Origin of the sequence: Pontibacter aydingkolensis, from assembly GCF_019443125.1 — a bacterium.
Lineage (GTDB): Bacteria > Bacteroidota > Bacteroidia > Cytophagales > Hymenobacteraceae > Pontibacter > Pontibacter aydingkolensis.
Genome location: NZ_JAHYXK010000005.1, coordinates 144,023 through 168,165 on the forward strand (window position 1 = coordinate 144,023; position 24,143 = coordinate 168,165).

General features: G+C 47.0%; 14 protein-coding genes. 11 read left to right on the top strand and 3 right to left on the bottom strand.

Annotated features, from left to right (window positions below; all coding sequences use genetic code 11):
* Positions 1 to 92: 92 nt before the first annotated feature.
* The 11 genes from K0O23_RS08250 to K0O23_RS08300 all read left to right on the top strand — a co-directional run bounded on the left by K0O23_RS08250 (position 93) and on the right by K0O23_RS08300 (position 15,739).
* Positions 93 to 1,739 (top strand): TldD/PmbA family protein, encoded by a 1,647-nt coding sequence (locus tag K0O23_RS08250; RefSeq protein ID WP_219876938.1) that lies wholly within the window; start codon positions 93 to 95, stop codon positions 1,737 to 1,739.
* Positions 1,740 to 1,769: 30 nt separating this feature from the next.
* On the top strand, positions 1,770 to 3,086 hold the full coding sequence (locus tag K0O23_RS08255) for a TldD/PmbA family protein (RefSeq protein WP_219876939.1): 1,317 nt from the start codon (positions 1,770 to 1,772) through the stop codon (positions 3,084 to 3,086).
* Between the two features lie 179 nt (positions 3,087 to 3,265).
* Entirely contained in the window at positions 3,266 to 3,883 is a 618-nt protein-coding gene (locus K0O23_RS08260; protein ID WP_219876940.1) for a DUF4159 domain-containing protein, read from the top strand.
* Between the two features lie 39 nt (positions 3,884 to 3,922).
* Positions 3,923 to 6,220 carry a S41 family peptidase gene (locus K0O23_RS08265; protein WP_219876941.1) on the top strand — a complete coding sequence of 766 codons (2,298 nt, stop codon included), beginning with the start codon at positions 3,923 to 3,925 and terminating at the stop codon, positions 6,218 to 6,220.
* A 74-nt stretch (positions 6,221 to 6,294) separates the two neighbouring features.
* Positions 6,295 to 7,290 carry an AAA family ATPase gene (locus K0O23_RS08270; protein ID WP_219876942.1) on the top strand — a complete coding sequence of 332 codons (996 nt, stop codon included), beginning with the start codon at positions 6,295 to 6,297 and terminating at the stop codon, positions 7,288 to 7,290.
* 121 nt (positions 7,291 to 7,411) lie between these two features.
* Complete coding sequence (locus K0O23_RS08275; RefSeq protein ID WP_219876943.1) at positions 7,412 to 7,951, top strand: hypothetical protein; 540 nt, start codon at positions 7,412 to 7,414, stop codon at positions 7,949 to 7,951.
* Between the two features lie 32 nt (positions 7,952 to 7,983).
* The gene (locus tag K0O23_RS08280; RefSeq protein WP_219876944.1) at positions 7,984 to 8,841 is read left to right on the top strand and encodes a hypothetical protein; all 858 of its coding nucleotides are present in this window, start codon (positions 7,984 to 7,986) and stop codon (positions 8,839 to 8,841) included.
* 13 nt (positions 8,842 to 8,854) lie between these two features.
* Complete coding sequence (locus K0O23_RS08285; protein ID WP_219876945.1) at positions 8,855 to 9,748, top strand: DUF58 domain-containing protein; 894 nt, start codon at positions 8,855 to 8,857, stop codon at positions 9,746 to 9,748.
* Positions 9,749 to 9,907: 159 nt separating this feature from the next.
* Positions 9,908 to 11,401, top strand: a complete 1,494-nt coding sequence (locus tag K0O23_RS08290; RefSeq protein WP_219876946.1) for a BatA domain-containing protein — start codon at positions 9,908 to 9,910, stop codon at positions 11,399 to 11,401.
* Positions 11,402 to 13,558, top strand: coding sequence for a DUF4175 domain-containing protein (locus K0O23_RS08295; protein WP_219876947.1), 2,157 nt, complete (start codon positions 11,402 to 11,404; stop codon positions 13,556 to 13,558).
* 396 nt (positions 13,559 to 13,954) lie between these two features.
* Positions 13,955 to 15,739: a hypothetical protein gene (locus K0O23_RS08300; protein ID WP_219876948.1), complete on the top strand. Its 1,785-nt coding sequence runs from the start codon at positions 13,955 to 13,957 to the stop codon at positions 15,737 to 15,739.
* Between the two features lie 142 nt (positions 15,740 to 15,881).
* Here the strand turns inward: K0O23_RS08300 and K0O23_RS08305 are convergent, their stop codons facing one another.
* Genes K0O23_RS08305 through K0O23_RS08315 form a run of 3 tightly spaced genes read right to left on the bottom strand, consistent with a single transcriptional unit; the run spans position 15,882 to position 23,791 of the window.
* A complete protein-coding gene (locus K0O23_RS08305; protein ID WP_219876949.1) occupies positions 15,882 to 17,885 on the bottom strand; it encodes an OmpA family protein in 2,004 nt (667 codons plus the stop codon).
* 12 nt (positions 17,886 to 17,897) lie between these two features.
* Positions 17,898 to 18,863 carry a PorP/SprF family type IX secretion system membrane protein gene (locus K0O23_RS08310; RefSeq protein ID WP_219876950.1) on the bottom strand — a complete coding sequence of 322 codons (966 nt, stop codon included), beginning with the start codon at positions 18,861 to 18,863 and terminating at the stop codon, positions 17,898 to 17,900.
* 5 nt (positions 18,864 to 18,868) lie between these two features.
* The gene (locus tag K0O23_RS08315) at positions 18,869 to 23,791 is read right to left on the bottom strand and encodes an ice-binding family protein (RefSeq protein WP_219876951.1); all 4,923 of its coding nucleotides are present in this window, start codon (positions 23,789 to 23,791) and stop codon (positions 18,869 to 18,871) included.
* Positions 23,792 to 24,143 lie beyond the last annotated feature (352 nt).

Genomic DNA, 24,143 nt, shown 5'->3' on the forward strand with positions numbered 1-24,143 from the left:
TTACCCCATCAATGTTTTGACCCCATTTATAATATTAGTATACTTAGTTACCGAAACTAAATTCTTTATACTTTAACTAACCTCACTATACTTTGAAAAGACGAAATTTTCTTGAACTATCAGCGCTTGGATTCGGAGGCTTAATGCTGCCCTCCATTCCTGTTTTCGGCGACATTGTGTCTCCGGAGCGCCTGCTGGAGACTGTTGATACAACTCTCAAAAAGAGACTTGCCGATGTGGCGCTAAACACTGCTAAATCGAAGGGTGCCTCTTACGCCGATGTGCGTATCGGCCGCTACCTGCAGCAGTATGTGTTTACCCGCGAAAAGCAGGTGCAGAATATTGTAAACGCGGAGTCTTACGGTGTGGGTGTGCGCGTGCTGGCTAACGGCACCTGGGGCTTTGCCGCTACTTCTGATGTATCGGATAAAGGAGTTGCCAAAGCCGCTGAGCAGGCTGTTGCCATTGCTAAGGCAAACGCTAAGCTGCAGAAAGAGCCTGTTAAGCTGGCTCCTGTTAAAGGTTATGGCGAGGTAAGCTGGAAAACGCCAATCGAAAAGAATGCTTTTGAAGTACCGGTAGGCGAGAAAGCCGACCTGCTATTGGCGGCTAACGCCAAAGCGATGGAGAACGGTGCGAACTTCGTAAACTCTGCCCTGTTCCAGGTAAACGAACAGAAGTATTTTGCTTCTACAGAAGGCTCATATATTGACCAGGACATACACCGCATTTGGCCAAACTTTACGATTACAGCCGTTGATAAGGCATCTGGTAAGTTCAGAACTCGCGAAGCACTTAGCGCACCAATGGGAATGGGCTACGAGTACATGATCCCGAAGGCATCTGAAAAGATAAAAGGACCTGAGGGCACCGGCCTGATGGGTTACCGCTACGCCTACGACATGCTGGAGGACGCAACCCTTGCCGCTAAACAAGCAAAGGAAAAACTGACAGCAAAATCTGTAGCTGCCGGTAAGTACGACCTTATACTTGACCCGAATCACCTGGGCTTAACCATCCACGAATCGGTGGGTCACCCGCTGGAACTGGACCGCGTATTGGGTTACGAAGCGAACTATGCAGGTACCTCTTTTGCCACGCTGGACAAGTGGAAGAGCAAAAACTTTAAATATGGCTCTGACAAGGTGCACATCTTTGCCGATAAAACGCAGAAAGGGTCGCTTGGCCATGTAGGCTGGGACGACGAAGGCGTAAAAACAAAGCAGTGGGATCTAATTAAAGACGGTATTCTGGTTAATTACCAGGCCATCCGCGACCAGGCGCACATTATTAATGAGTCGGAATCACACGGTTGCTGCTATGCCGATAGCTGGAGTTCTGTACAGTTCCAGCGTATGCCAAACGTATCGCTGGCACCGGGCAAGCAAAAGATGAATGTCGACCAGCTGATTAGCGGTGTTGATAAAGGCATTTACATTGCTGGCCGTGGCTCTTACTCTATAGACCAGCAGCGTTATAACTTCCAGTTTGGCGGCACCACTTTCCACGAGATAAAGAACGGTAAAATTGTAGGTATGCTGGAAGATGTGGCTTACCAAAGCAACACCCAGGAATTCTGGAACTCCTGCGCCGGCTCCTGCGACGAAAGCGATTACCGCCTGTTCGGGTCTTTCTTCGATGGCAAAGGCCAGCCAAGCCAGGTAAGTGCAGTATCACACGGCTCTGCCCACACCCGCTTTAATGGTGTAAATGTGATCAACACAGCCCGCAAAATTTAGTCTTTCACTTTCTAATGAGCATTAAGTAAAATGGCAATACTAACAAGAGAAGAAGCTCAGGCGATACTGAAAAAGGCGCTGGCTTTCTCAAAAGCAGATGAGTGTGAGATCACGCTCAGCGGCAATAATGGCGGCAATATCCGCTATGCCCGAAACGAAGTATCTACCAGCGGAGCAGAAGAGAATACCTCCATGTCTGTAGAGTCGCGGTTTGGCAAGCGTTCCGGAGTAGCTACCATCAACGAATTCGACGATAAATCTCTGGAGAAAGTAGTTCGCCGCTCTGAGGAGACGGCACGTCTGGCACCGGAAAGCCCGGAATATGTAGAGTTATTGGGTCCGCAGAAGTATATCACTACTAAAGCCCACTTCGACGCAACAGCTAAAATCGATCCGGCTTATAGGGCAGATGCTGCCGCTAAAAGTATAAAAGCAGCAGCCGATAAAGGCCTGACAGCTGCCGGTTTCCTGGAGCACTACACCAGCTTCACATCGAAGATGAACAACAAGGGCTTGTTCGCCTACCATCCGTCTACTTATGTAGATTTCTCTGTAACGATGCGTACAGAAGATGGCACCGGCTCCGGTTATGTAACACAGGATTATTCTGATGTAAGCAAACTCGATACAGGCAAAGCATCACAGATTGCTGCAGATAAAGCTGCAAACTCTAAGAATGCAAAGGCGCTGGAGCCCGGTAAGTATACCGTTATTCTGGAGCCTGCCGCTTCCATAGACCTGTTGCGCAACATGTTCAGCAACATGGACCAGCGTGCCGCAGAAGAAGGCCGCAGCTTTTTGAGCAAGCCGGGTGGCAAAACAAAGGTTGGGGAAAAACTGGTAGATGAACGCATCACTGTTTACTCCGACCCTACGCACCCTGAGGTACCATCTTCTCCGTTTTCAGGCGATGGACGTCCTCAAGAGAAAGTAACATGGATAGACAAAGGTGTTGTTAAGAACCTGTACAACTCCCGCTACTGGGCATCAAACAAAGGGGCTGCTTCTATTCCGCCTCCTGGCAACACGATCATGGAAGGTGGAAACCAATCTTTAGAAGACATGATCAAGAGCACCAAGCGTGGCATTCTGGTTACGCGCCTATGGTACATCCGTTCTGTAGATCCGCAAACGCTGCTCTACACCGGTCTTACCCGCGACGGTACGTTCTACATCGAAAACGGCAAGATCATGTACCCGGTAAAAAACTTCCGTTTTAACGAAAGCCCGATCATCATGCTGAACAACTTGGAAGCGTTAGGCAAGCCGCAGCGTATCAACGGCAGCCTTATTCCGCCAATGAAAATCCGTGACTTTACGTTCACGAGCCTTTCGGATGCGGTTTAATTGCTGAAGATTTATACTTTGGATGCCGTATGCAGCAGCGCTGTGTGCGGCATTCATTTTAAATAAAATAACTAGAACCCACCCATAACCCCTCCGAGGAGGGGAGTATACATACAAGAATGATTCCCCTCCTCGGAGGGGTTATGGGTGGGTTAAATTTTAGATTTAAATAACCCAAAGTGCAACCTTTTACCTTTGTACGTCTGCAATACCGCTCCGGCAACTGGGATACCGACCCGCGTATGCCAAGCAATCTGCTGCACTCGCTTATCCAGTACACCACAGTAAAGGTAAACGAGCAGGAGAAGGTGATCTCGTTGGAGAGCGCGGAGTTGTTTAACTATCCTTTCAGCTACCTGAGTGGACATAAACTGGTGCAGTTTAACCAGAAGGAGCGGCAGAATTTTGAGACATATGTAAGGAACGGCGGCTTTGTGTTTGTAGATGACTGCAACCACGACATCGACGGACTTTTTGCCAAGTCGTTTGAAGAGCAGATGCGGCAGATTTTCGGGCAAGGTGCACTGAAGAAAATACCGAATAACCATAAGCTTTACCGCAGCTTCTTCACCTTTGAGGAGGGCCCGCCTACTACCAGCTTTGAGCTTAACGGCTGGGGCGACGACCTGGTGCACGACTACCTAAAGGCGATAGAAATTAACGGACGCATAGCCGTACTCTATAGCAACAAAGACTACGGCTGCGAATGGGATTACGACTTTAGAAACAAGCGCTGGCTGGCAGAAGATAATACCAAGTTCGGAGTTAATATAATAATGTACGCGCTGACGAGTTAATATAGCTACAACCTAATATTAACAAACTTAACATTAACTATGAAGTTAAAAGCACTCTTACTTCTCCTGTTCATCTCTGTAGTGAGCCATACTTATGCCCAGCAAGACAGAAAGATTGACAACGCCACAGCCTTTACCAACTTATATGGATATGTCAGGTACTTTCACCCAAGCGACGAAGCCGCATCAATAGACTGGAACCGCTTTGCCATTTACGGTCAGCAGAAGGTAGCCAACTGCAAAACACCCCAAGAACTACAAAAAACACTAACAGCGCTTTTCCAACCTATTGCACCCACCGTTAAAGTATACTTAGAGGGTGATGAGGTTCAATTCGACCCTAAAGAGCTCACACCAAACAAAGTTAAGAAGTATAAAACTGTGGCGTGGCAGCACCTTGGCTTAGGTATGGGAGATGAAAGAAGCCCCTACAAGAGCACTCGCACCAACAGAGCTGTTACTTATAAAACTGCCACAGCTAAATTCGGGTCTGCAGCAAAAACAATAGACGCTCAAAATTACATAGGCCAGGAGTTTGTGTATAAGGCTAAGGTTAAGCTGGCGGACGGTCCCGGCACAGGGCATTTATGGGCTCGTGTGGATAATTCCAATAGCAAATCAATTTTCTTCGACAACATGACCGACCGCCCTATCAAGTCAGAAGATTGGGCACATTATGAGATTAAGGGCAAGATAAGCTCAGATGCCACAAAATTACACATCGGCGCCTTCCTGATGGGTTCAGGCGAGATTAACCTGGATGATATAAGCCTGCAGATAAATGATAATGGTACCTGGAAAGAAGTATACTCGGAGAAGTTTACTAGCCAGAAAGTTGGCGAAACAACCAGGTCTTTCAGTAACGACCGCGCTAACAGCAAACCTATACCCGGTTACCTTTTTACCATAGCTCAAAATACAGGCAACGAAGAAGATAAGTGGTACTCTATTAAAAGTGAAAAGGTAGCAGAAAAGCAAAAGAAGTCCGGACTCCTGTATCAGGCATACCCGAAGGTAGGAGAGTATACTTCAAAATCAATTGGGGGAGGCTTAAAAGCCGTAATTCCGTTGGCGCTGTATGGCACCGAAAACCAAACATACCCTGCCGCAGATAAAACATCGCTTGAGGATCTTAAAAGCAACCTTGAGGCAATGCCAGCCAAAGAGATTGTCGGAGCTGATTTATACACAAGACTAGGAGACATTACCATTACCTGGAATATATTTCAGCACTTCTACCCGTACTTTGATGTGGCTCAGACAGATTGGTACCGGGACCTGCGCGATGCTCTTGCCAGAGCCTATACAGACAAGACAGCCATTGATTTTCAGAAAAATCTGCAGCAGCTTACAGCCAAACTAAAAGATGGCCATATACGTGTAGCCGCCGGCGAAAGCAAAGCAACTTATCAACTCCCTATTGAGTGGGAATGGATAGAAGGCAAACTTGTGATTACCGATGTACTTGACGCATCAATACCGCTTAGCAAAGGTGATATAGTTACAGGTATAAACGGCATGTTGGCAGAAGCTTTTTTTGCAGAAGTACACAAACATATCTCAGCAGCAACTGAAGGCTGGCTTAACCACAGAGCCAAAACAGAATCGCTGCTAGGTGAAGAGGGCACAGAAGTGCGCCTCACTGTTTTAAAGCCTGATAACTCCACAGCTGAGCTGCTGCTCAAGCGATCACTCTCCAGGATGAAGGCTGTTAGTGCTTTACCACAGTCAGATAACATCAAAGAGTTGGCGGATGGCGTTATGTATATTAACATTGATACTGCGCCCATGGAAGAAATTAAAAAATTCATGCCTCAGTTGCAGCAGAGCAAAGCTATCATCTGCGACCTGCGCGGCTATCCTAATGGTAACCACGAGCTTATCCAGTACCTGATGTCTTCGGCAGATACTTCCAGGCGATGGATACAGATTCCGCAGATCATTTATCCTGATCAGGAAAAGTTGGTTGACTACGAAAAAGCGAACTGGTTAATGAAGCCGAAGAGACCACAGCTAACAGCTAAGATTATCTTCCTGATTGATGGTAGTGCCATTAGCTATGCAGAAAGCTACATGAGCTTTATAGAACACTATAAACTGGCCACCATTGTAGGTCAGCCAACAGCAGGTACTAACGGCAACGTAAACCCTTTTACACTGCCTGGCGGCTACTACATCTCCTGGACAGGCATGAAAGTACAGAAACATGATGGATCACAGCACCATGGAGTGGGTATTCTGCCAAATGTTTATGTGGAGAAAACCATACAGGGTATGCGGGAAGGTCGTGATGAGTTTTTAGAGAAAGCCATGGAAATAGCAACGAAAGCACTTTAAATATAAAGACCTCGCAGTGTGCGTAGCTCCTGCGAGCGTCTAACATAATACCACGAGTCATCATAAAGTATAAAATGACTGAAAAAGACATACACCACCTCCTCAGCAAGCTACCACAGCTAAAGCAGGAGATACAGAAAGTAATAGTAGGCCAGGAAGAGGTACTCGATGAGGTGCTGATAACCATGATGGCTGGCGGACACGGTTTGCTGGAAGGCGTACCGGGCCTTGCCAAAACGCTATTGGTGCGCACCCTCAGCAACGCCATGGACTTAGGCTTCCGCAGGATACAATTTACCCCAGACCTGATGCCAACCGACATTCTGGGCACCGAAGTACTGGAAGAGGACCACGCCACCGGCAAACGTTTCTTCAAGTTCAACGAAGGGCCGATCTTCTCTAACATTGTGTTGGCTGATGAAATCAACCGTACGCCACCCAAAACGCAGGCAGCTTTGTTAGAGGCGATGCAGGAGCATGAGGTAACCTATGCCGGTAAAACATACTTCCTGCCAAAGCCTTTCTTTTTGCTGGCAACTCAAAACCCGATAGAACAGGCCGGAACATACCCTCTACCCGAGGCACAGCTAGACCGCTTCCTGCTTTTCATCAAAATAAAATACCCCACCGAGCAGGAGGAGCTAAACATACTTTCGAGCACCACCGGTACACGACAGGCACAGGTACAGCCAGTAATTACTGGTGAAGAAGTGCTAATGCTACGACAACTGGTACGCGAGGTAAGTATAAGCGAAGAGCTTTTGAGCTTTGTAAACCAACTGGTACGCGCCACCCGGCCCGACAGCACGAACTTAGAATTTGTGAAGAAGTACTGCCGATGGGGAGCAGGCCCAAGAGCAGGGCAGGCACTTATACTTACCTCAAAAGCCAGAGCCTTGCTAAATGGCCGCTTTGCGGTAACTGCAGATGATATTACAACGATGGCTTACCCGGTGCTGCGCCACCGTGTATTGGTAAATTTCGCCGCCGAAGCAGAGCGCATCACGCCGGATAAAGTAGTGGATGAACTGCTGCAAAGTATAAAACTGCCTAAGGCGGTACTAGTATAATACCCCAACCCTCCCCTAAAAACAGGGGAGGGAGTAGAGAAAACTGGCGCGGGTATCCAACCCGTGACATAGAGTGGGTGCGAGTCTCCAGACTCGCTTGAATAGCAAAAGCAAGAAACAGATGGAAGAATTTGCAACTATAAAACTGACGGAGACGGGTACACAACTCCTGAAGAAGATCGTGGGAGAGCGTATCTGTTACTTCTTTACTGATAGTATAAAAGTAGAGGCAACTGGCAGCAAGGTGCTGTACTGGGCTCCGGAGTATGCGCTTGGCCTTAAAACCAATCGCGGCGACCTGACCTTCATCAACATCAGCGCGGATTATAAACTTACATCCGGTTCATCTACGACCTACTATGAGTTTGCCATCGAAGAAAGCAAAATGCCACTCCGAAACGAAAAGCTACTGCAGTCGGGGCAGTACTCAGAGATAAAGGTGCTGTCGTCTCAGGTGCTGATGATAGAGGTTTACCAGGACTGGAACCAGGAGTTCGACGAAACTATACACTACGACGCAGCCATCGTGCTCTACACCGACACCCGGAAGTATATGCTGAAAGTGCGTGAAGAGTTAATTGGTGGTGTGGATATTATACTTGATGAGGCGGCTATAGAAGTGGAGTTGGTGGATTTGAAGTTGAGGCAGAGTTTGGTATAACAAATATTTATATACATAAATATCAATATAATATGAGAAGCTTTACTCTTTTATTTTTTGTATGCTTATCAATTAGTTTTTATAGCTATAGCCATACAAACCCTGACTCTCTTCTGAAAGCTAATAAAGTTGTCGAAGAAATTATCCATGAAGGAAGCAGGCTTGCTGGAAAAAGAGTTTATGACAGCAATGGCAACTTAATTTCCCACTATTACAGCGACTTTACTCCAGAGGGAATAACTACTTCTTCGATATCTAAATACAATAGTGAGAATAGAAAAATATTTACCAAATCGACTCACTCTTCTTTAAGTGATACTACCTATATAGTTTATCAATATGACCAGCAAGGGAATAGAATAGCTGTAATTGATGGGAATAACAACAGAATGACTTTCAAGTATGAATATGACTCTGAAGGGCGTGTTGTAAAGCAAATATTCTTTGCCTCTTCTGGCAAAGAGAAATCTGAAGAGACCTATAAATATGATCAGTTTGGCAATGAAATCGAGCAGATAATTTACAATGGGAATTCTAATCCAAGGATAAATAAAACCTATTATGACTCTAAAAATAGAGAAGCCCGATCGGAGTCATTGGATAATGGTAAAGTTCGGTTTATAACATCTATGGTGTATGACAACAAGAACAATCTTGTAAAAGTGATTTACGATTCCGGTGGAAGCAAGTATGGAGATAAGTATGTCTTTGATGAAAGAAATAGAGTATCCAAAAAGATACATTTTAGACTAGAGGATGATGAAGAAGTAATAACAGGATTGGAAGAGTTTTCATATTATGACAATGGTTTGTTAAAGGAATATTCTGAAGATATTATCTCATTTGCACGCAAAAGAAGGGTCTTCAACTTTACTTATAAGCAATCATAAATCATCCTAGTCCTTGAGCACCCACAAATTCATCGACCCAAAGGTATTGGCCACCATAAAAGACCTGCCGCTGTTGGCTAAAACGGTGGTGGAGGGCTTTTTGGCGGGGCAGAACCAGAGTTTGCGACGTGGGGCGGGGCTGGAGTTTAGCCAATACCGCAGCTACCAACCCGGTGACGACCTGCGCCAACTCGACTGGAAGATGTTTGCCCGCTCCGACCGCTATTACATCCGCGAGGCCGAGGTAGACACCAACATCACGGTGCGGTTTATACTGGATGGAAGCGCTTCGATGGCACATGAAGATGTGAACGGCATCAGCAAGATGGATTATGCACGGTTTATGGTGGCGTCGCTGGCTTACCTGGCTACCACGCAGGGCGATGCGGTAGGGCTGTACGTGCTGCACGAGAACCAGCTCATTAACCTGACGCCGCGCTCCGACAACATGCACCTGCAGCGCTTCTGGCACCAGCTGGCAGAGGTAAAGCCGCAGGGTAAATTCCCGGGCATGGAGGTGGCTGCCAATCTATTTGCCGACAGGCGGCAGAAAGAGCTTACCGTTTTTTTGTCGGATTTGTATGAGCACGAGCACGAGATAAAAGACCTGCTGTACAAACTGGGCGCGCAGGGGCACGAATTGCTGCTGGCGCACCTGATGAGCCGGAATGAACTGGAGTTTTCCTACACCGGCACCCTTACCTTCGAGGACCTGGAAACAGGGCAGACGCTACAGGTAAGCAGCGCTTCGCAGAAGCAAGCATACATAGCCAAGCAACAGGAGTGGCTGCAGGACATAGAAAAAGACATGCGCAACCGCCAGATCGCCTACGACAGGTTTGTAACCGACGAACCGTTGGATAAGGCACTGAGGGCGTTCCTGCAAAAGCGGTTGCTGTACGGATAACTTTGAATGAGCGAATGAGTGACTGAGTGAATAAAACAGCACCCTGTCATCTTGAAAAGATCTTGTTTGAAGGGAGGTTAAGCCATCAAACTTGGCTACCAAGATTCTTCCAGAATGACAGAAAAAACAACTTTTTAACTTTCTAACTTTCTAACTCTCTTGACCTTCCTCGCACCATACTTACTCTTTGCAGCATCAGCTATACTTATACCGATTGCCATTCACCTGTGGAATAAACGGCAGGGGAAGACGGTAAAGGTGGGCAGTTTGCGCTGGCTGGAGGCGTCGGCGAGTAACCGCTGGAGCAGTATAAAGCTGAACAACTTCTGGCTGCTGGTGTTGCGTTGCCTTATACTTATACTTTTAGCAGCAGCGCTAGCTCAGCCGGTATTGGAGCATCAGGCCCAAAAACCTAAAGGATCAAAAGCTATAGTTGTAGGTGAGGAATTACTTTATACTTCTGCTCTAAAACCTATCAAACCAACTATAGATTCGCTGTTGCAGCTGGGTTATACTTTGCATGCCTATACTCCTGACCTAGAGCAGATACCACAGGAGCAGTGGCAACAAATCAATAACCGTACGCAGGACAGTTTGGTGAGTATCAAGTATAACTACTGGAGCCTTTTGCCTGCCCTGGCAGCCAAGTATAAATTGTCCCATGACAGCGTGTTACTTTTCACCTCAGACCAGCAGCAGTACTTTGCAGGCACTCGCCCCGAAACAATGCCCCAGCACATCCAATGGATTCCGGTGGCAACCGATAAAAGTATAAACTGGCTGCAGGCGGCTATTCAAACTACTTCTGATAGTTTGCTGCTCATAGTTGGGCAGAGCTCCCGCGAAGGTACCACCTACAGTAAGTATAAAACCGCAGCATCGGCACAAACTATAAACCTGGCCGGCAACCAGCAACTGCAACTACAACGCCAGCAGGACACGCTAATGGCCACTATCTCCGACAACAGCAGCAAAGTAAAAGTACAGACTGAGCCGCTACGAGTAGCCATATTTTACGACGAAGCACAGCAGGCAGAGGTGCCATATTTAAGAGCAGCATTGCAAGCCATCAGCAGCTATACTGGTTTGCCCATTCAGGTTAAAGCTGATACTGCTCAAGCTGATTGGGTTTTCTGGCTGCGAAATGAACAACTGCCACAAAGTATAAACCAGCAGGTAAAGCAAGGTTTGCAGGTATGGGTGCAGCAGAGCCAGAATACACAAAGTATAAAAACCAGCTTAACAGGAGCAGGTGGCACAGCTATAAAAGTACATCAGCTCAGCCAACCGCAATCACTAGAGCAAAACCAAGTATGGACAGCCGCAAACGGAGAGACTTTATTATACTCTAAAGCTTTAGGAAAAGGCAATATCTATACTTTTAGGAGCGGGTTTTCACCAGCCTGGAGCGACCTGGGACAGAGTGCACATTTGCCAGAGTTACTGCTACCATTGCTCCTGCCGCAACCTCAGGCAACTTATGACTACCGTGCCATAGATGAACACCAACTGTTGCCCGTAAACCAAGTAAAGGCAAAACAAGCCCGTACAGATAAAACTGCTCAAACACCGTTGCTCAGATGGTTTGTTCTGGCAGCCTTTGTTTTATTTTTGATAGAAAGAATGATCGCCAACAGGCGCAGCAAAGTATAAATGGCCTTACCAGATAGCATCCATATCTTACAGCGGATTCGCAGGCAGTACGTGCAGGCGAAACTGTGGCTGTATGTGCTGCAGGCTTTGGCAGCTATACTTGTGGCGGTGGCTATACTTTGGCGATGGCAACTTGAGGCACCTTTGCTGGCTGCAACGGCTGTGGCTATACTTTTAGGGGCAGTTTTATACTTTATACTTCGCTGGAGATCTGTTTCAAAAATCAACCTGCAACACGTAGCACGCCACCTCAATAGGCAGTACCCGCAGCTGGAAGATAGCACTGAATTGCTCCTAATCGAGCCTGAAAACCTACTACAAAAACTACAGCAGCAACGTGTATCTCAAACGCTGCATGTACTTCATCCGGAGCGGCAAAAAACCTTTACGCTACGCAGTACTGCCACTTATACTTTCCTGGGGTTGGCACTGCTATTCTCGATTGGCATTTTATACTTGCCGGCAGCGCCACTCATTACAGCTAAGCCCGAAAGTATAAAAGTGGAGTTCCCTGATGCACCGGTTGCCGCCGCCGATACTGCCGCTAAAATCGAGAAGATAGAAATTTCCATTACACCGCCTACCTACACCGGTAAAGGCACTTATCGCGCTGATAGCCCTAACCTGCGTGTAGAGGAAGGTTCTACCTTAACCTGGCGCATCAACACAAATAAGCCTGCACAGCTACAACTGGAGCTAAACGAGCAGCAACCCATCAGCTTTAAAAAACAAGGCAATAAATATAGTCTGTCACGCAGTTTCAGCTCAGCAGGACTTTACACCATTAATCTTAACGGGCAAAAATCTGCTTTTTATACCTTAGAGATTATCTTAGACGAAGCTCCAACTATACAAATCCAGAAGCCGGAGCAATATACGGAAGTGCTGTTTGGTCAACCGCAACGCGTAACCCTACAGGCACAGCTGGCTGATGATTACGGCATCCGCGAAGCTAACATGATTGCTACTGTGGCCAAGGGAACAGGCGAGGCAGTAAAGTTCAGAGAAGAAAAGATCAAACTAAACCTGAGCGGCGGTGCAAAAAACTATACGGTAAAGCAAACGCTGGACCTGCAAAAGCTGGGCATGACTTACGGTGACGAGCTATACTTTTACCTGCAGGCCTGGGACCGTCACCGTGGCTACACCCGCTCCGAGACATACTTCGTTCAGATAGAGGACACTACTGTAGTTTATAACTCGTTTGACCTGTCGATGGGTGTGAACCCAGTGCCGGAGTATTTCCGAAGCCAGCGCCAGATCATCATAGATACCGAAAAGTTGCTGAAAGAGCAGAAAAGTATAAGCAGAGCAGAATTTGAGCAGCGTTCCAACACCCTTGGTATAGATCAGAAGCTGTTGCGCCTGCGCTACGGCAAGTTTCTAGGTGAAGAGTTTGAAAGCGGAATTGGCCCCGGAGGCGGCATACCCGAAGGCGAAGAACATTACGAAGGCGACGGCCATGACCACGAAGAGTTTGCAGACAAGAACAGCCCAGAAGTACTGCTGGACCCTTACTTGCACAAGCACGACCAGGAAGAGGCTGCTACTTTTTTTGAGCCGGCTGTTAAGGCTAAACTAAAAGGAGCATTAGCACAAATGTGGGAAGCTGAACTGCGCCTGCGCACGCACAAACCTAAAGAGGCGCTGCCATACGAGTACAAGGCGCTGCGCATGTTAAAAGATGTGCAGCAGTCGCAACGGGCTTATGTTGCCAAAACTGGTTTCGAAGCCCCGCCATTAAAAGAGCCAGAACTGCGCCTGACGGGAGAGCTGAATAAAATTACGCCACTAAGTGATCAGAAAAGTATAGCTGCAGAGAAGCAGTTACCAAATACTAGAACTGCCCTGCAATGGATGGCAAAGTATAAACAAACCGGAAAGTATAAACCTGCAGATGCTGCGATACTTGAAAAGGCTGGTCAGGAGCTGGCACAGCGTTCACTAAACAAACCCGGCAGCAATTTAAAAGCGCTTCAGGATCTGAGAACTATAATCTCGGAGATGCAGCGTGGGGAGGCTTTGTGCCAGTCTTGTTTAATTTCGGTAGAGCGAGCATGGGTTAATTTGCTGCCGCCAGCAGAGCAAACGCCACAGCCCCAGCAGGCAGTACGGAGCAGGCTAGGGAGAGAGTATTTGAGGAAGTTAGAGAAGTAGTGAGTTTGGGAGTTAGAAAGTTGTTTTTATACTGATAAACTTTCCCTACGCCTCTTTTAAAAGAAGATTTTTAGGCTGCTACCATCCATACTGTCACCCTTAAAGGATCTTGTGGGAAGGGAGGTTAAGCTATTGCTATAATACTTCTCACATTATACCGCCAGTTTGAGCGCAGCGGTAACTAGTGGAGTATAGCAGCTAGTTTTTAACTGGCGAAAGTATATTTGTTGAAAATGCCAGTTACAAACTGGCTCCATGCATAGCCACAAGTTGCGCTGAAGCTAAACTTGCGGCATGTACGGGAACAAGGCATTGGGCTGGGCCGGAGGCCCAACTATAGTTAGTCACGAGCCAGAGGCCTGACGCCATGAAATAAATAGAAAAAGACAACAAAGAATGTATACCTGGTTAATCGCAATACCTATTACCTTACTCCTGCTGTTACTGGCATGGCGCAGGCCTAACCGGCAGCGGCTGGCACTACGCCTGTTGGCAAGTGCGGTGGCAGGTATCAGCTTAACACTACTTGTTTTTCCGCCAACTATAAAGCAGACCATTAACCCAAGTGTTGCTATACTTTTAACCCAGGGCTATAGTTCTGATACATTAGAAATGCTACTGAAACAGCAGGAAGCAAAGCCTGTAGTGTATACTTTCGGAACCAATGCTGATGATGCTAAACAACTAACTGATCTTTATACTTTGCGCCAACTACAGCCGGGTCTACAGACGTTGCACTTGTTAGGTTATGGACTGGATGAACAGCAGCTAAAGGTTTTAGAAGGCGTGCAACTTGTTCCGCACTTATCAGAAGTGCCAGCTGGTGTAAGCGCAGTGCAATGGCCGCAAGAGGTAAAGTTAGGTGAGGCCATAACAGTAGCAGGAAAGTATAAAGCCGAAGGCCAAACCAAACTATACTTAAAGGCAGCAGGCCAACTGCGTGATTCAGTAGAGATCAAACCTGATAGCAGTTATACATTTAGCCTGCGTAACACATCAAAGCTAACTGGCCGCTTTGTTTATACTTTGCTGGCTAAAACCGGAGCTAATACAGATACATTGGGGCAAGTGCCGGTACAGGTAGCAGAACAGCAGCAATTAAGTATACTTTTATTGGCCTCTGCACCATCATTTGAGTTCAAGTTCCTGAAGAACCACTTAGGAGAACAACAGCACAAAATAGCTTACCGCACTACTGTCAGCAAAAATATCATGCAGAGCGAATGGGTGAACATGGCTAAGACCGATCTTAGTAGAATCAGTTCTAAACTGCTGCAGAACTTTGATGTAGTTATAACTGAGCCCCAGGCGCTACAAAGTATGAGTGCCGGTGAAAGAGCTATACTACAACGTGCCGTTACAGATGACGGACTAGGTGTGCTTACCATCGCTACAGCGCCTGCCAATAGCCGCAGCACCGCTTTCTTTACCAACTTCCAGAGTAATCGCCTTTCGCAACAGGACACCCGCAATACCCGCGCCGGCTGGTCTGGGAGCGAGGTAAATGTAACCGCATCACCTTATACTTTAGTAAACACAACAGCTGTAAATAGTTTGATATCTGAACAGGGCAACAACTTGCTGGCAGGAGCAAGACGTGCAGGCTGGGGTAAAGTGGCTATGAGTTACATTCCGCAAACGTTTCCGTGGCAACTGGAGGGCAAAGATGATATATATGCGAGCTACTGGAGCACACTTTTATCAGCCATCGCTAAAGAGCAGGTAAAGGAGAAATTCTGGGAAGTGGAAACACCGCAGGTGCCACAGCCAAATAAGCCGGTTATACTTTCTTATACAGATTATACTTTGGCGGCAAGTGTCGCAGCTCCAACAGCAACAGTAACAAGCTTAGCTGATTCGGTAAGTATAAACCTGCCTTTAGCTCAGCAAACCCATCATCCCTCAACGTATAGCGGCACTTTCTGGCCCCGCAGTAACGGCTGGCATAAAGTAGAAAACGTTGGTGCTACGCCATACTTCTTTTATGTGCAGGAGCAATCGGATTGGCAGTTTCAAAGTATAGCCGAACGTAAGGCTGCTACAGAAGCTTTTGTAGCAAAGCAAAGTGTCATTCCTGCTGCTGATGTGGTAGCTTATACGGCGAAGCCTGTTTCGCTAATCTGGTTCTTTATAGCGTTTGTGCTGAGCAGCGGTTTTCTGTGGCTGGAAGAGAAGCTGTAGTACAAATACCCAAAGGCCTCCTGAAATGTTTTAAAGTATATTCCGGCGCTGTGAGGTTGGCCTGCGTATTTGGGAAATAACCCCAGTAAGTTTGAGCAAAAAAGAGAGGCGCAATATTTTGCGCCTCTACACAATTTCGCTCTTATTTTGCTTGTGCTGCGGTATTACCGATAATCTTAAACTCTGTTCGCCGGTTCTCAGCGTGCAGCTCCTCCGGGCAAGACACGTTGTCTTTACACTTATTTACAAGCTGCGTTTCGCCGTAGCCTTTGGCTACTAACCTATCGCGGGTTACTCCTTTAGAAACAATGTACTCTACAGCACTCTGCGCCCTTAATTGCGATAGCATCTCGTTGTAACGGTGGCTCTGGCGGCTATCCGTATGCGAACTCAACTCTATGCGTATGTGTGGGTTATCTTTTAGCGTCTGCACTAGCTTATCAAGCTCTATGGCAGCCTCTGGTTTAATGTTGTGCTTGTCCAGGTCGTAATAGATGTTTTCCAGCACAATAGGTTTATTTGGCGTATCACGGTTAAACACCATCTCCACTTTTACCGAATCTGTAGTAAAACGGCAGTTGGGCAATACTTTCAGGGTTTGGGTAAGGTAGTTAGGTTTAGATCCTCGAATAACATATTCTGCCCCAGCGTAAACCGGAAAGGTGAAGTGCCCATTATTGTCGGATCTTACTTCTAACGTTTTCCCATCGCCGCCTACTTCTGTAATCTGCAATAGCACTTCTCCAACTCCCAGTTCTCTTTTGTTGCCTCTGTTAGATCTTTCCGCTACATACTCTATTGTTTTACCGGTAATGGAACATGGTAACCTGCTCTCCTGAAATGTGAAAATATCATCAAAGCCATTGCTTGCCAGACGGCCAGACGACAGCAAACCGGTTTTACCGGATGCATCTACCTGAATGCCGAAATCGTCGTGAGAGGTGTTAAGCGGGTACTTCAGGTTTTCTATATGGGTCCAGCCCTTGTGTATACCAACTGCTTTAAAAATATCAAGTCCGCCCATGCCAATATGCCCATCCGACGAAAAGTATAAATTACCGTCTTCGCCTATACTTGTAAAGCTTTCGCGGCCCGGCGTATTAATGATATTGCCTGCATTTATAGGTTTGCCCCACGATCCGTCTACCTGAAGTTCGCTAAAGTATACATCGGTTTCTCCAAGGCCCCCTGGCATATCCGACACAAAGTATAAAACCTTGCCATCCGGCGTAATAGCAGGGTGCCCTATCGAGAACTCATCGGTGTTGTTATACTTGAATGCTTTTACGTTATCCCATTTTTCGCCTTTGCGCTCAGCCATATAAATGCCGTGACGGTTTGTATGGGTACTGTTTTCGCTGCCTTTAAACCAACTTGTAGGGTCTGGGTTTGATTTGGTGGCATTGCGCTTAACTACCTGCGTGCGGGTAAAGTATAGTGTCTTTGTTTTTTCCAGGTAAGCGGCAGGGCCGTTGTGGTAAGTTGTGTTGATGCTGGATGGCAACGGCGCTGGAGCACCCCAAGTGCTGTCGGTGATGGCTTTGGCAAAGTACATCTGAATGTAACCATTCCCGGTCCAGGTGTTTCTGGCGGTTTGTTTACTGCCTTCTAGTCTGTCCGAAGCGAAAAACAAGCCATCTTTTGTCTTTACCGGGCTAAAATCTGCTCCTTCAGTACTTATAGCTTTATTTTTCTGAACAGTAAAAGGCTTCGGGGTGGCAAGCCACTTAATAGCTGTATCGCAGGATGCAGCCATTCTTTGTGCTATAACTGCCTGCGCCGGCACTTTGCGGCCATACTCCTGAAAAAGAAACTTTGCCTTTTCATAGTTTCCATTACGCTTGGCAGACTCAGCATACAGGTACACGTTGGTAGGGTCCGCGTTCGGGAAGTTAACCACCTGTGCATACCAGAACTCTGCTTCCTGGCTATTGTTGAGAATACGGTAACTATCGGCTATTCGCTGCACCACGGCTATACTTGGCTCACCGCTGTCCAGTATCTTTTTGTAGGCCTCCAGGGCCAGGCTAAACTCGAAGTTGTTAAAGTACTTGTCTGCCTGCTTCATGTCCTGCGCCAATACGTTTGCCGGCCTGCAGCAAACCACTACCAATAAGAATAAAGCAAAGCGTAAGCGTAATTTCATAAGTGATGGGTATTATAGATTTCGAGGAGTCAGGATTCGGCCACCATGTTTCTTAAAGAAAGAGTAACCCAGCGAAACCTCGTGGCTTGAATAGTTATTGAGTGCGTTAAGACTCATGTCATAAGAGTATCCCACCCGCATTCTTGGCGTAACATATACCTGTACCAGTGCCGCGGCTGCATTGCGTTTCGATAGCTGCTTCATCTCCGTATTAGTGAACATTGGCGCAGAGGTGCGGTAAGAGCCACCTATCCAGAATCTGTCGCTGAACAACAAAAATGTGTTCAGGTCTATGTTGGTTGGGCTATGAAAATCTTCTTTCAGAAGTATGCTTGGCTTCAGGCGCATGTCGTTGCCTAAATCAAACATATACCCTGTTGACAGAAAGTAATGCCTGCGCGGTGTGGTAATGATCAGGTTTTCGCTTTTGAATGGGATAAGGTTCGCAGCAGTTAAACCGGCGTAATAGCGCTCTGTGTTAAAGAAGATACCAAGCTTGGCATCCGGCAGAATTTTAGTCTCGCGCCCTTGTGGTACAGCCGCATCGGATGTCTGGCTGCCTGTATTTAGCATGGTACCGTCAAGGGTATACTGTGCCGCACCTGCCGAAACGCCAAAAGCAAGCTTTGTGTACCTATCGAGGTTAATGCGTACCGATACGTTTCCGTAAACGCCTGTCTGGCTTTGTGCCCCTAGTTTATCGTTTACAATATAACCGGCCCACCCAATGTTAGACCTACTGGTTGGCCCATCTACGCTTAGCGTTTGCGTTATTGGAGCTCCTTCCAGGCCCGTCCATTGGCTACGGTAGGTGGCATTAATGTTAAGTATGCCCTTGCTGCCTGCATAGGCAGGGTTAATTACCAGCTCGTTAAAAATGTACTGCGTGTACTGCGGAGCCTGCTGGGCGGTTGCCACGTGCGCACTTAATAAAAGAAGCACCAGCAAAAGTTTGTTTCGTAAATCGTTCGTTCTCATAAGCATTACCTAACAATCATCACGTAACCCTTAAACATATGGTCTCTTCCGTCGCAAAGCGTAACCCTTACTATGTAATAGTAGGTGCCTTCGCTCAGGCCATCGCCGGTCCAGTTATTTTTATATGATCTGGCTTTGTACACCTCGTTGCCCCAGCGGTTGATTATGGTTAAATCGTTATCTGAGTATTTTTCGAGGTTTTTCACCACCCATGTATCGTTATTGCCATCGTTGTTCGGAGAGAATACATTCGGGAATCCCAGATCGCTGCTTGCACGTTCTTTATCTGCCGTAAGGCTTATCGGCTCGCTGGTACAGGTGCCATTATCAACTTTTACAGTAATAGAACCTGAGCCCTCACCGGCTACCACGTAAATCTTGCTTGTACCTTGTCCACTGGTAATTGTCCAACCTGCCGGAACAGTCCAGGTATAAGATTTAGCATCTGCCACTGGCTCTACTTCATACATCAACCCACCGCATGGTTCGCTTCTATCTAGTATAGCTACCGGAGGCGTTAGTATCTGTATGTTTACATCCAGGGCTGCACTCTGGCTCGAGGAGCCGCAACCGTTCTTAGATACTACAGTTATAGTTCCTGGCTTGGTGCCTGCCAATACGGTTATCTGTGCTGTCCCCTGGCCGGAAACTATTGTCCACCCTTCCGGCAATTTCCACTCGTAAGATGAGGCCAATGCTACACCGTCTACAGTATAAGTTACTGTTCGGCCTGCACATGCATTGGCAGCGCCCTTAATGGCAACTGGGGCTGCAGGCACTGTGCTTACAGGCTTAACCTGTAATTGAGCGGCTGTGCTCGCACCACACGTATTCGTTGCCACAATGTTTACTGTTCCGGAAGTTGAGGTTGCTTTAACCGTTATCTTGTTTGTGCCTTGTCCGTTTACGATGGTCCAGCCGGCTGGTACTGTCCAGGTATAGCCTAGCCCAGCTACACCAGTTACGCTATACTCAGTTGTAGCGCCATTGCATGGGTCGGCTGATCCGACTATATTAGTAGGCTGAGCTGGTACTGTGTTTGGTTTTACCGCAAGGCTTTGTGCTGTACCTGTACCGCAAGGATTACCAGCCGCAACAGTGATCTCTCCGCCAGCCACACCAGATGTAACTGTTATGGCTGTAGTGCCCTGACCTGCAGTTATGGTCCAGCCGGTTGGTACTGTCCAGGTATAAGTGCTGGCGCCTGCCACCGGATCAATGCTATACTTCAGGTTAGTTTGGTTCTTGCAGAAATCAGCCGCAGGGCCCTTTATACTTGCCGGCTTTGCCAGGTTAGTTTGAAATGGCGCTACATCCAACGTGCTTGCGTTGCTGCTGTTGCCGCAGGCATTCACCGCATATACTTTAATGGTACCTGCTATACTTCCTGTCTGTATCTGTACATTGGTTGTTCCCTGCCCTGATACAATCACCCATCCTGCCGGCACTTCCCATAAGTATGAAGTTGCTCCTGTTACAGGCGACACATTAAACACAGAGGATGCACCGGCACACACGGCTCCTGTACTTGTAATTGGCCCGGGTGCGTTTGGTTTGGTAGTAGATATGCTTACCTGCTTGCTTACTGTAGTGGTGCTGCAGTCGTTTCCGGCTGTAAGGCTAACTGTACCAGCAGTGGTGTTTGCTTTTACGGTTATCTCTGTAGTACCCTGCCCTGAAAGTATAGACCAGCCTGCTGGCACTGCCCAGGTATAAGACGACACATTCACACCAGGCTCCACTTTAAAGGTAGCTGTACCGTTACTGCACACATCAGGGCCTCCCTGCACAATAGTGAAGCCGCTTGGCCCCTCTGAAGTTGGGTTTACCGCCAGGGTTTGTGCTTCTCCGGTTCCACAGTTATTTGTTGCCGTTACCGTTATATTACCAGGTGTCGTTCCGGCCACTACTTTAATGGAAGTCCCGTTCTGAGAAATTATCTGCCATCCTGCAGGTACCGACCAAGTATAACTTAAAGCCGTTGGAACATCAGCAATACTAAAAGTATACTCTTTTCCGATACAAGGTATTGTTGTGCCTGTAATAGCGCCTGGCTTGGCTGGCGGTGTTGTGGTAACGATTGTAGTTAGCTGTGTTTCGCTGGTTATACCGCAAATATTTACCGCCTGTACCGAAATGGTTGCACCTACCGAGCTGGCATTTACAATTATACTTGTAGTACCCTGGCCGCTTATAATTGTCCAGCCGTTATTAATGGTCCAGCGGTAAGAGGAGGCTCCTGTAACTGGGGCAATGGTATACACGAGGTTCTTCTGGTTATTGCAAACAGATACGAAGCCGGAAATAGCTTCTGGTTTATCTGGCGGCGATGGCACCACCTTTACATCCATACTTGCCTCGGCACTTACACCGCAATCGTTGGTGGCTCTTACTGCAACCTTGCCTTCTATGCCACCAGGCGTTACAGATATCTTATTTGTCCCCTGACCTGTGTTAATCACCCAGCCAGCCGGCACCATCCAGTTATAGTCTATTACACCAGCCATGGGTGTAACGCTGTACTCGAAGCCGGGTACGCTCTGGCATACTTCTGCTGGTCCTGTAAGCGTGGTTATTGGGCCCGGAACATCTGTAAGAGGCGTTACCTCCAGTTCTCTGGTAGCACTCGCGCCGCATATATTGCTGCCATTTACTGTAACTTTACCTTTTTCGGTGCCCACTGTTACAGTAATAGATGTAGTACCCTGGCCGCTTACGATGCTCCAGCCAGTCGGCACTGTCCAGGTATAGTTTGTGGCGTCTGTTACCTCAGCTATTGTATACACTGCAGTACTTCTGGCACAGCCATACTGTTTTCCGCTAATTGCTCCTGGCATAGCAGGCACACTCTGAGTTGGCTGTACGGCTCTGCTGCTTGGCAAACTTGGTCCACACTGGTTGATAGCTGTTACAGTAATATAGCCTCCGCTTGTGCTTGCGTTCACGGTTATACTTGTAGTTCCTTGCCCGGCTGTAATAACCCAACCAGCCGGGAATGTCCAGTTATAGCTTGCAGCACCCGGAACTGGCTCGATAGAGTATACCAGTCCTTTTTCGTTCGCGCAAGAGTTCAGATTTCCGGTTATCGGTCCAGGTGCATCCGTTGGAGAAAAAGTTGGCGTTACCATCATGGTTTGTGCCGTACTTAAGCCGCAGGCATTGCTTGCCTTCACGGTTATACTTCCGGCAGTTTTGCCAACTGTTACGGTAATGCTGTTTGTGTTTTGTCCTGACTTAATGATCCAGTCTGCCGGCACTTCCCATATATACCCTGTGGCACCTGGCGTAGCATCAATTTCAAAAGTGGCGTTGCTGCCAACACAACTGTTGTCTATCCCTCTTATAGATACATTAATGGTAGGCACCTCTGTTGTTACATCTACCTGAAAGGTTTGGGCCTGACTTGCGCCGCACCTGTTGGTGGCCGCAACCGATACAGATCCGCTTATTGGACCGGCTTTTACGGTTACTTCTGTTGTACCTTGTCCTGATGTAATGCTCCACCCTTCAGGTAATGTCCAGGTATAACTTGTTGCATTCTCAACCGGGTTTATTTTATACTTAAGACCTTCGGAACCAACGCAAACAGCATTCTCTCCCGAAATCGACCCTGGTTTTACCGGTGGGTCTGGCAGCAGTGCCACTTCTAATATCCGGGCCGGTCCTTCGCCGCAGATGTTGCTGGCCTTAACTGTGATCTGCCCTGCTTGAATACCGGGTTTTACACTTATGCTCGTAGAACTTAGTTGTGTGTATTGCCAGCCAGGGGGAACGCTCCATATAAATTTGGAAGCACCTGCCACTGGTAATATACTGTATATGTATGTTCCATCGCGGCATATTTCTGTCGGGCCATCAATATTGCTGGTCTCTGAAAGCAGTACACAGTAGTTGATGATTGTTGAGTTATTTAGCAGGTCTTCGTCTATGTTATCGCCTTCTACTACAGCCCTTGCATAGCCAAATCCTGACTTGGAAAGCTTTACTTTAAGTGTAAGTGTAATGGATTCGTTGTAAGCGATTTTACCGATCTTCCACTCTCCTGTCTCAGGGTTAAAAACAGTTCCGTCTCTGCTGGTGGTATAGCTAAGCAAATCGCCGATAAAAGCTATTGTTCTTACATAAGCCTCGTTTTCGTCTGCAGGGCCCTTATTGGTTACTTTAAAGTAAAACGTAACTTCCTCGTTATGCTCATAAGAGCCGGTTCCTGTGGAACTGGCACTCATGGTAATATCGATCATCAGGTCAGATGGTGTGTTCAGGATAGCCTGGCTCAGGAATATTTCGTTCTCCAGGGATATGATGCGGCCCTGCAGCCTGGCCCCTTCATTAAGCGTTACCTTTCCTTTTGCGATAAAAGTGCCTTCGAGTATGGCATTCTTGCCAACTATCAAGTCACCATCTATCAACCAAAGTATATTGTTTGTAGCAACTTTGTTGGTATAGTCCAGCACCGCATTGTTTGAAACAGTTAAATCCCCGGGGATCTGGAAAATATAGGTAGGTTTTGATTTACCGCCGTCATGCAGTGTTACGTTGCCTGAGAATACAGCGTCGCCACCTATCTTATACACGCCGGGCGCATAATTAAGGCTACCCAGGTTACGGTTAGACTCGATAAGTTCTGAAGAAAGGGCAAAGGCATTGTTGAACGCTTGTTTTGCATCAAGCAGCGCTTGTTTTGCAGCACTGTTGTTTACATCAGGGTTACGCAGCGATATACCAGGTGGGAAGCCGGCAATTGTGCCATTAGCAACACCCAGATTTGCGTTTACAAGGGTACTGCCTGTACTCGTAACTTTCTTGTCGGCCAGGGCATTAAAATGGTATGCTGACCCAAGTGAAGGAATCTGCTGAGCGGAAGCAAGAAAAGACGGAGCGCAAAGGCATACTACAAGTAGTATAACTTTTCCTAATAAGCTTCTCATTAAGTTGTTTTGTAAATGTTTGCTATAAAGACCTTATTAAAATAAACTCAATACAGCTAATGCAGCACTCCCCCTTTGCACTAAATTAGCCACCTATTTTCCGAGCTCAACCATACTTGATTAAAAATGGTGCAATTCCCCGGACAAAAATTATTGATTGATCAATTACTAAAGATTAATTGCCTGTTGGTGTCTGTTTCCTCTTCTAAATTTTACATTTTTTTGATACAATCCAAATTTTATCGGAAAAATAAAATTTAATCATTTAAAACCCACCCCCTTATATATGAAAAAGCAATCATATAAGGGTAGTGCAATTTAATTTCATTTAACAAAAAGCACTAACAAACAA

What these genes read in the sequence shown, in the direction of transcription:
- K0O23_RS08265 (WP_219876941.1), top strand. Translation starts at nt 3,923, where the DNA reads ATGAAGTTAAAAGCACTCTTACTTCTCCTGTTCATCTCTGTAGTGAGC.
- K0O23_RS08275 (WP_219876943.1), top strand. Translation starts at nt 7,412, where the DNA reads ATGGAAGAATTTGCAACTATAAAACTGACGGAGACGGGTACACAACTC.
- K0O23_RS08305 (WP_219876949.1), bottom strand. Translation starts at nt 17,885, where the DNA reads ATGAAATTACGCTTACGCTTTGCTTTATTCTTATTGGTAGTGGTTTGC.
- K0O23_RS08280 (WP_219876944.1), top strand. Translation starts at nt 7,984, where the DNA reads ATGAGAAGCTTTACTCTTTTATTTTTTGTATGCTTATCAATTAGTTTT.
- K0O23_RS08310 (WP_219876950.1), bottom strand. Translation starts at nt 18,863, where the DNA reads ATGAGAACGAACGATTTACGAAACAAACTTTTGCTGGTGCTTCTTTTA.
- K0O23_RS08315 (WP_219876951.1), bottom strand. Translation starts at nt 23,791, where the DNA reads ATGAGAAGCTTATTAGGAAAAGTTATACTACTTGTAGTATGCCTTTGC.
- K0O23_RS08255 (WP_219876939.1), top strand. Translation starts at nt 1,770, where the DNA reads ATGGCAATACTAACAAGAGAAGAAGCTCAGGCGATACTGAAAAAGGCG.
- K0O23_RS08295 (WP_219876947.1), top strand. Translation starts at nt 11,402, where the DNA reads ATGGCCTTACCAGATAGCATCCATATCTTACAGCGGATTCGCAGGCAG.
- K0O23_RS08300 (WP_219876948.1), top strand. Translation starts at nt 13,955, where the DNA reads ATGTATACCTGGTTAATCGCAATACCTATTACCTTACTCCTGCTGTTA.
- K0O23_RS08270 (WP_219876942.1), top strand. Translation starts at nt 6,295, where the DNA reads ATGACTGAAAAAGACATACACCACCTCCTCAGCAAGCTACCACAGCTA.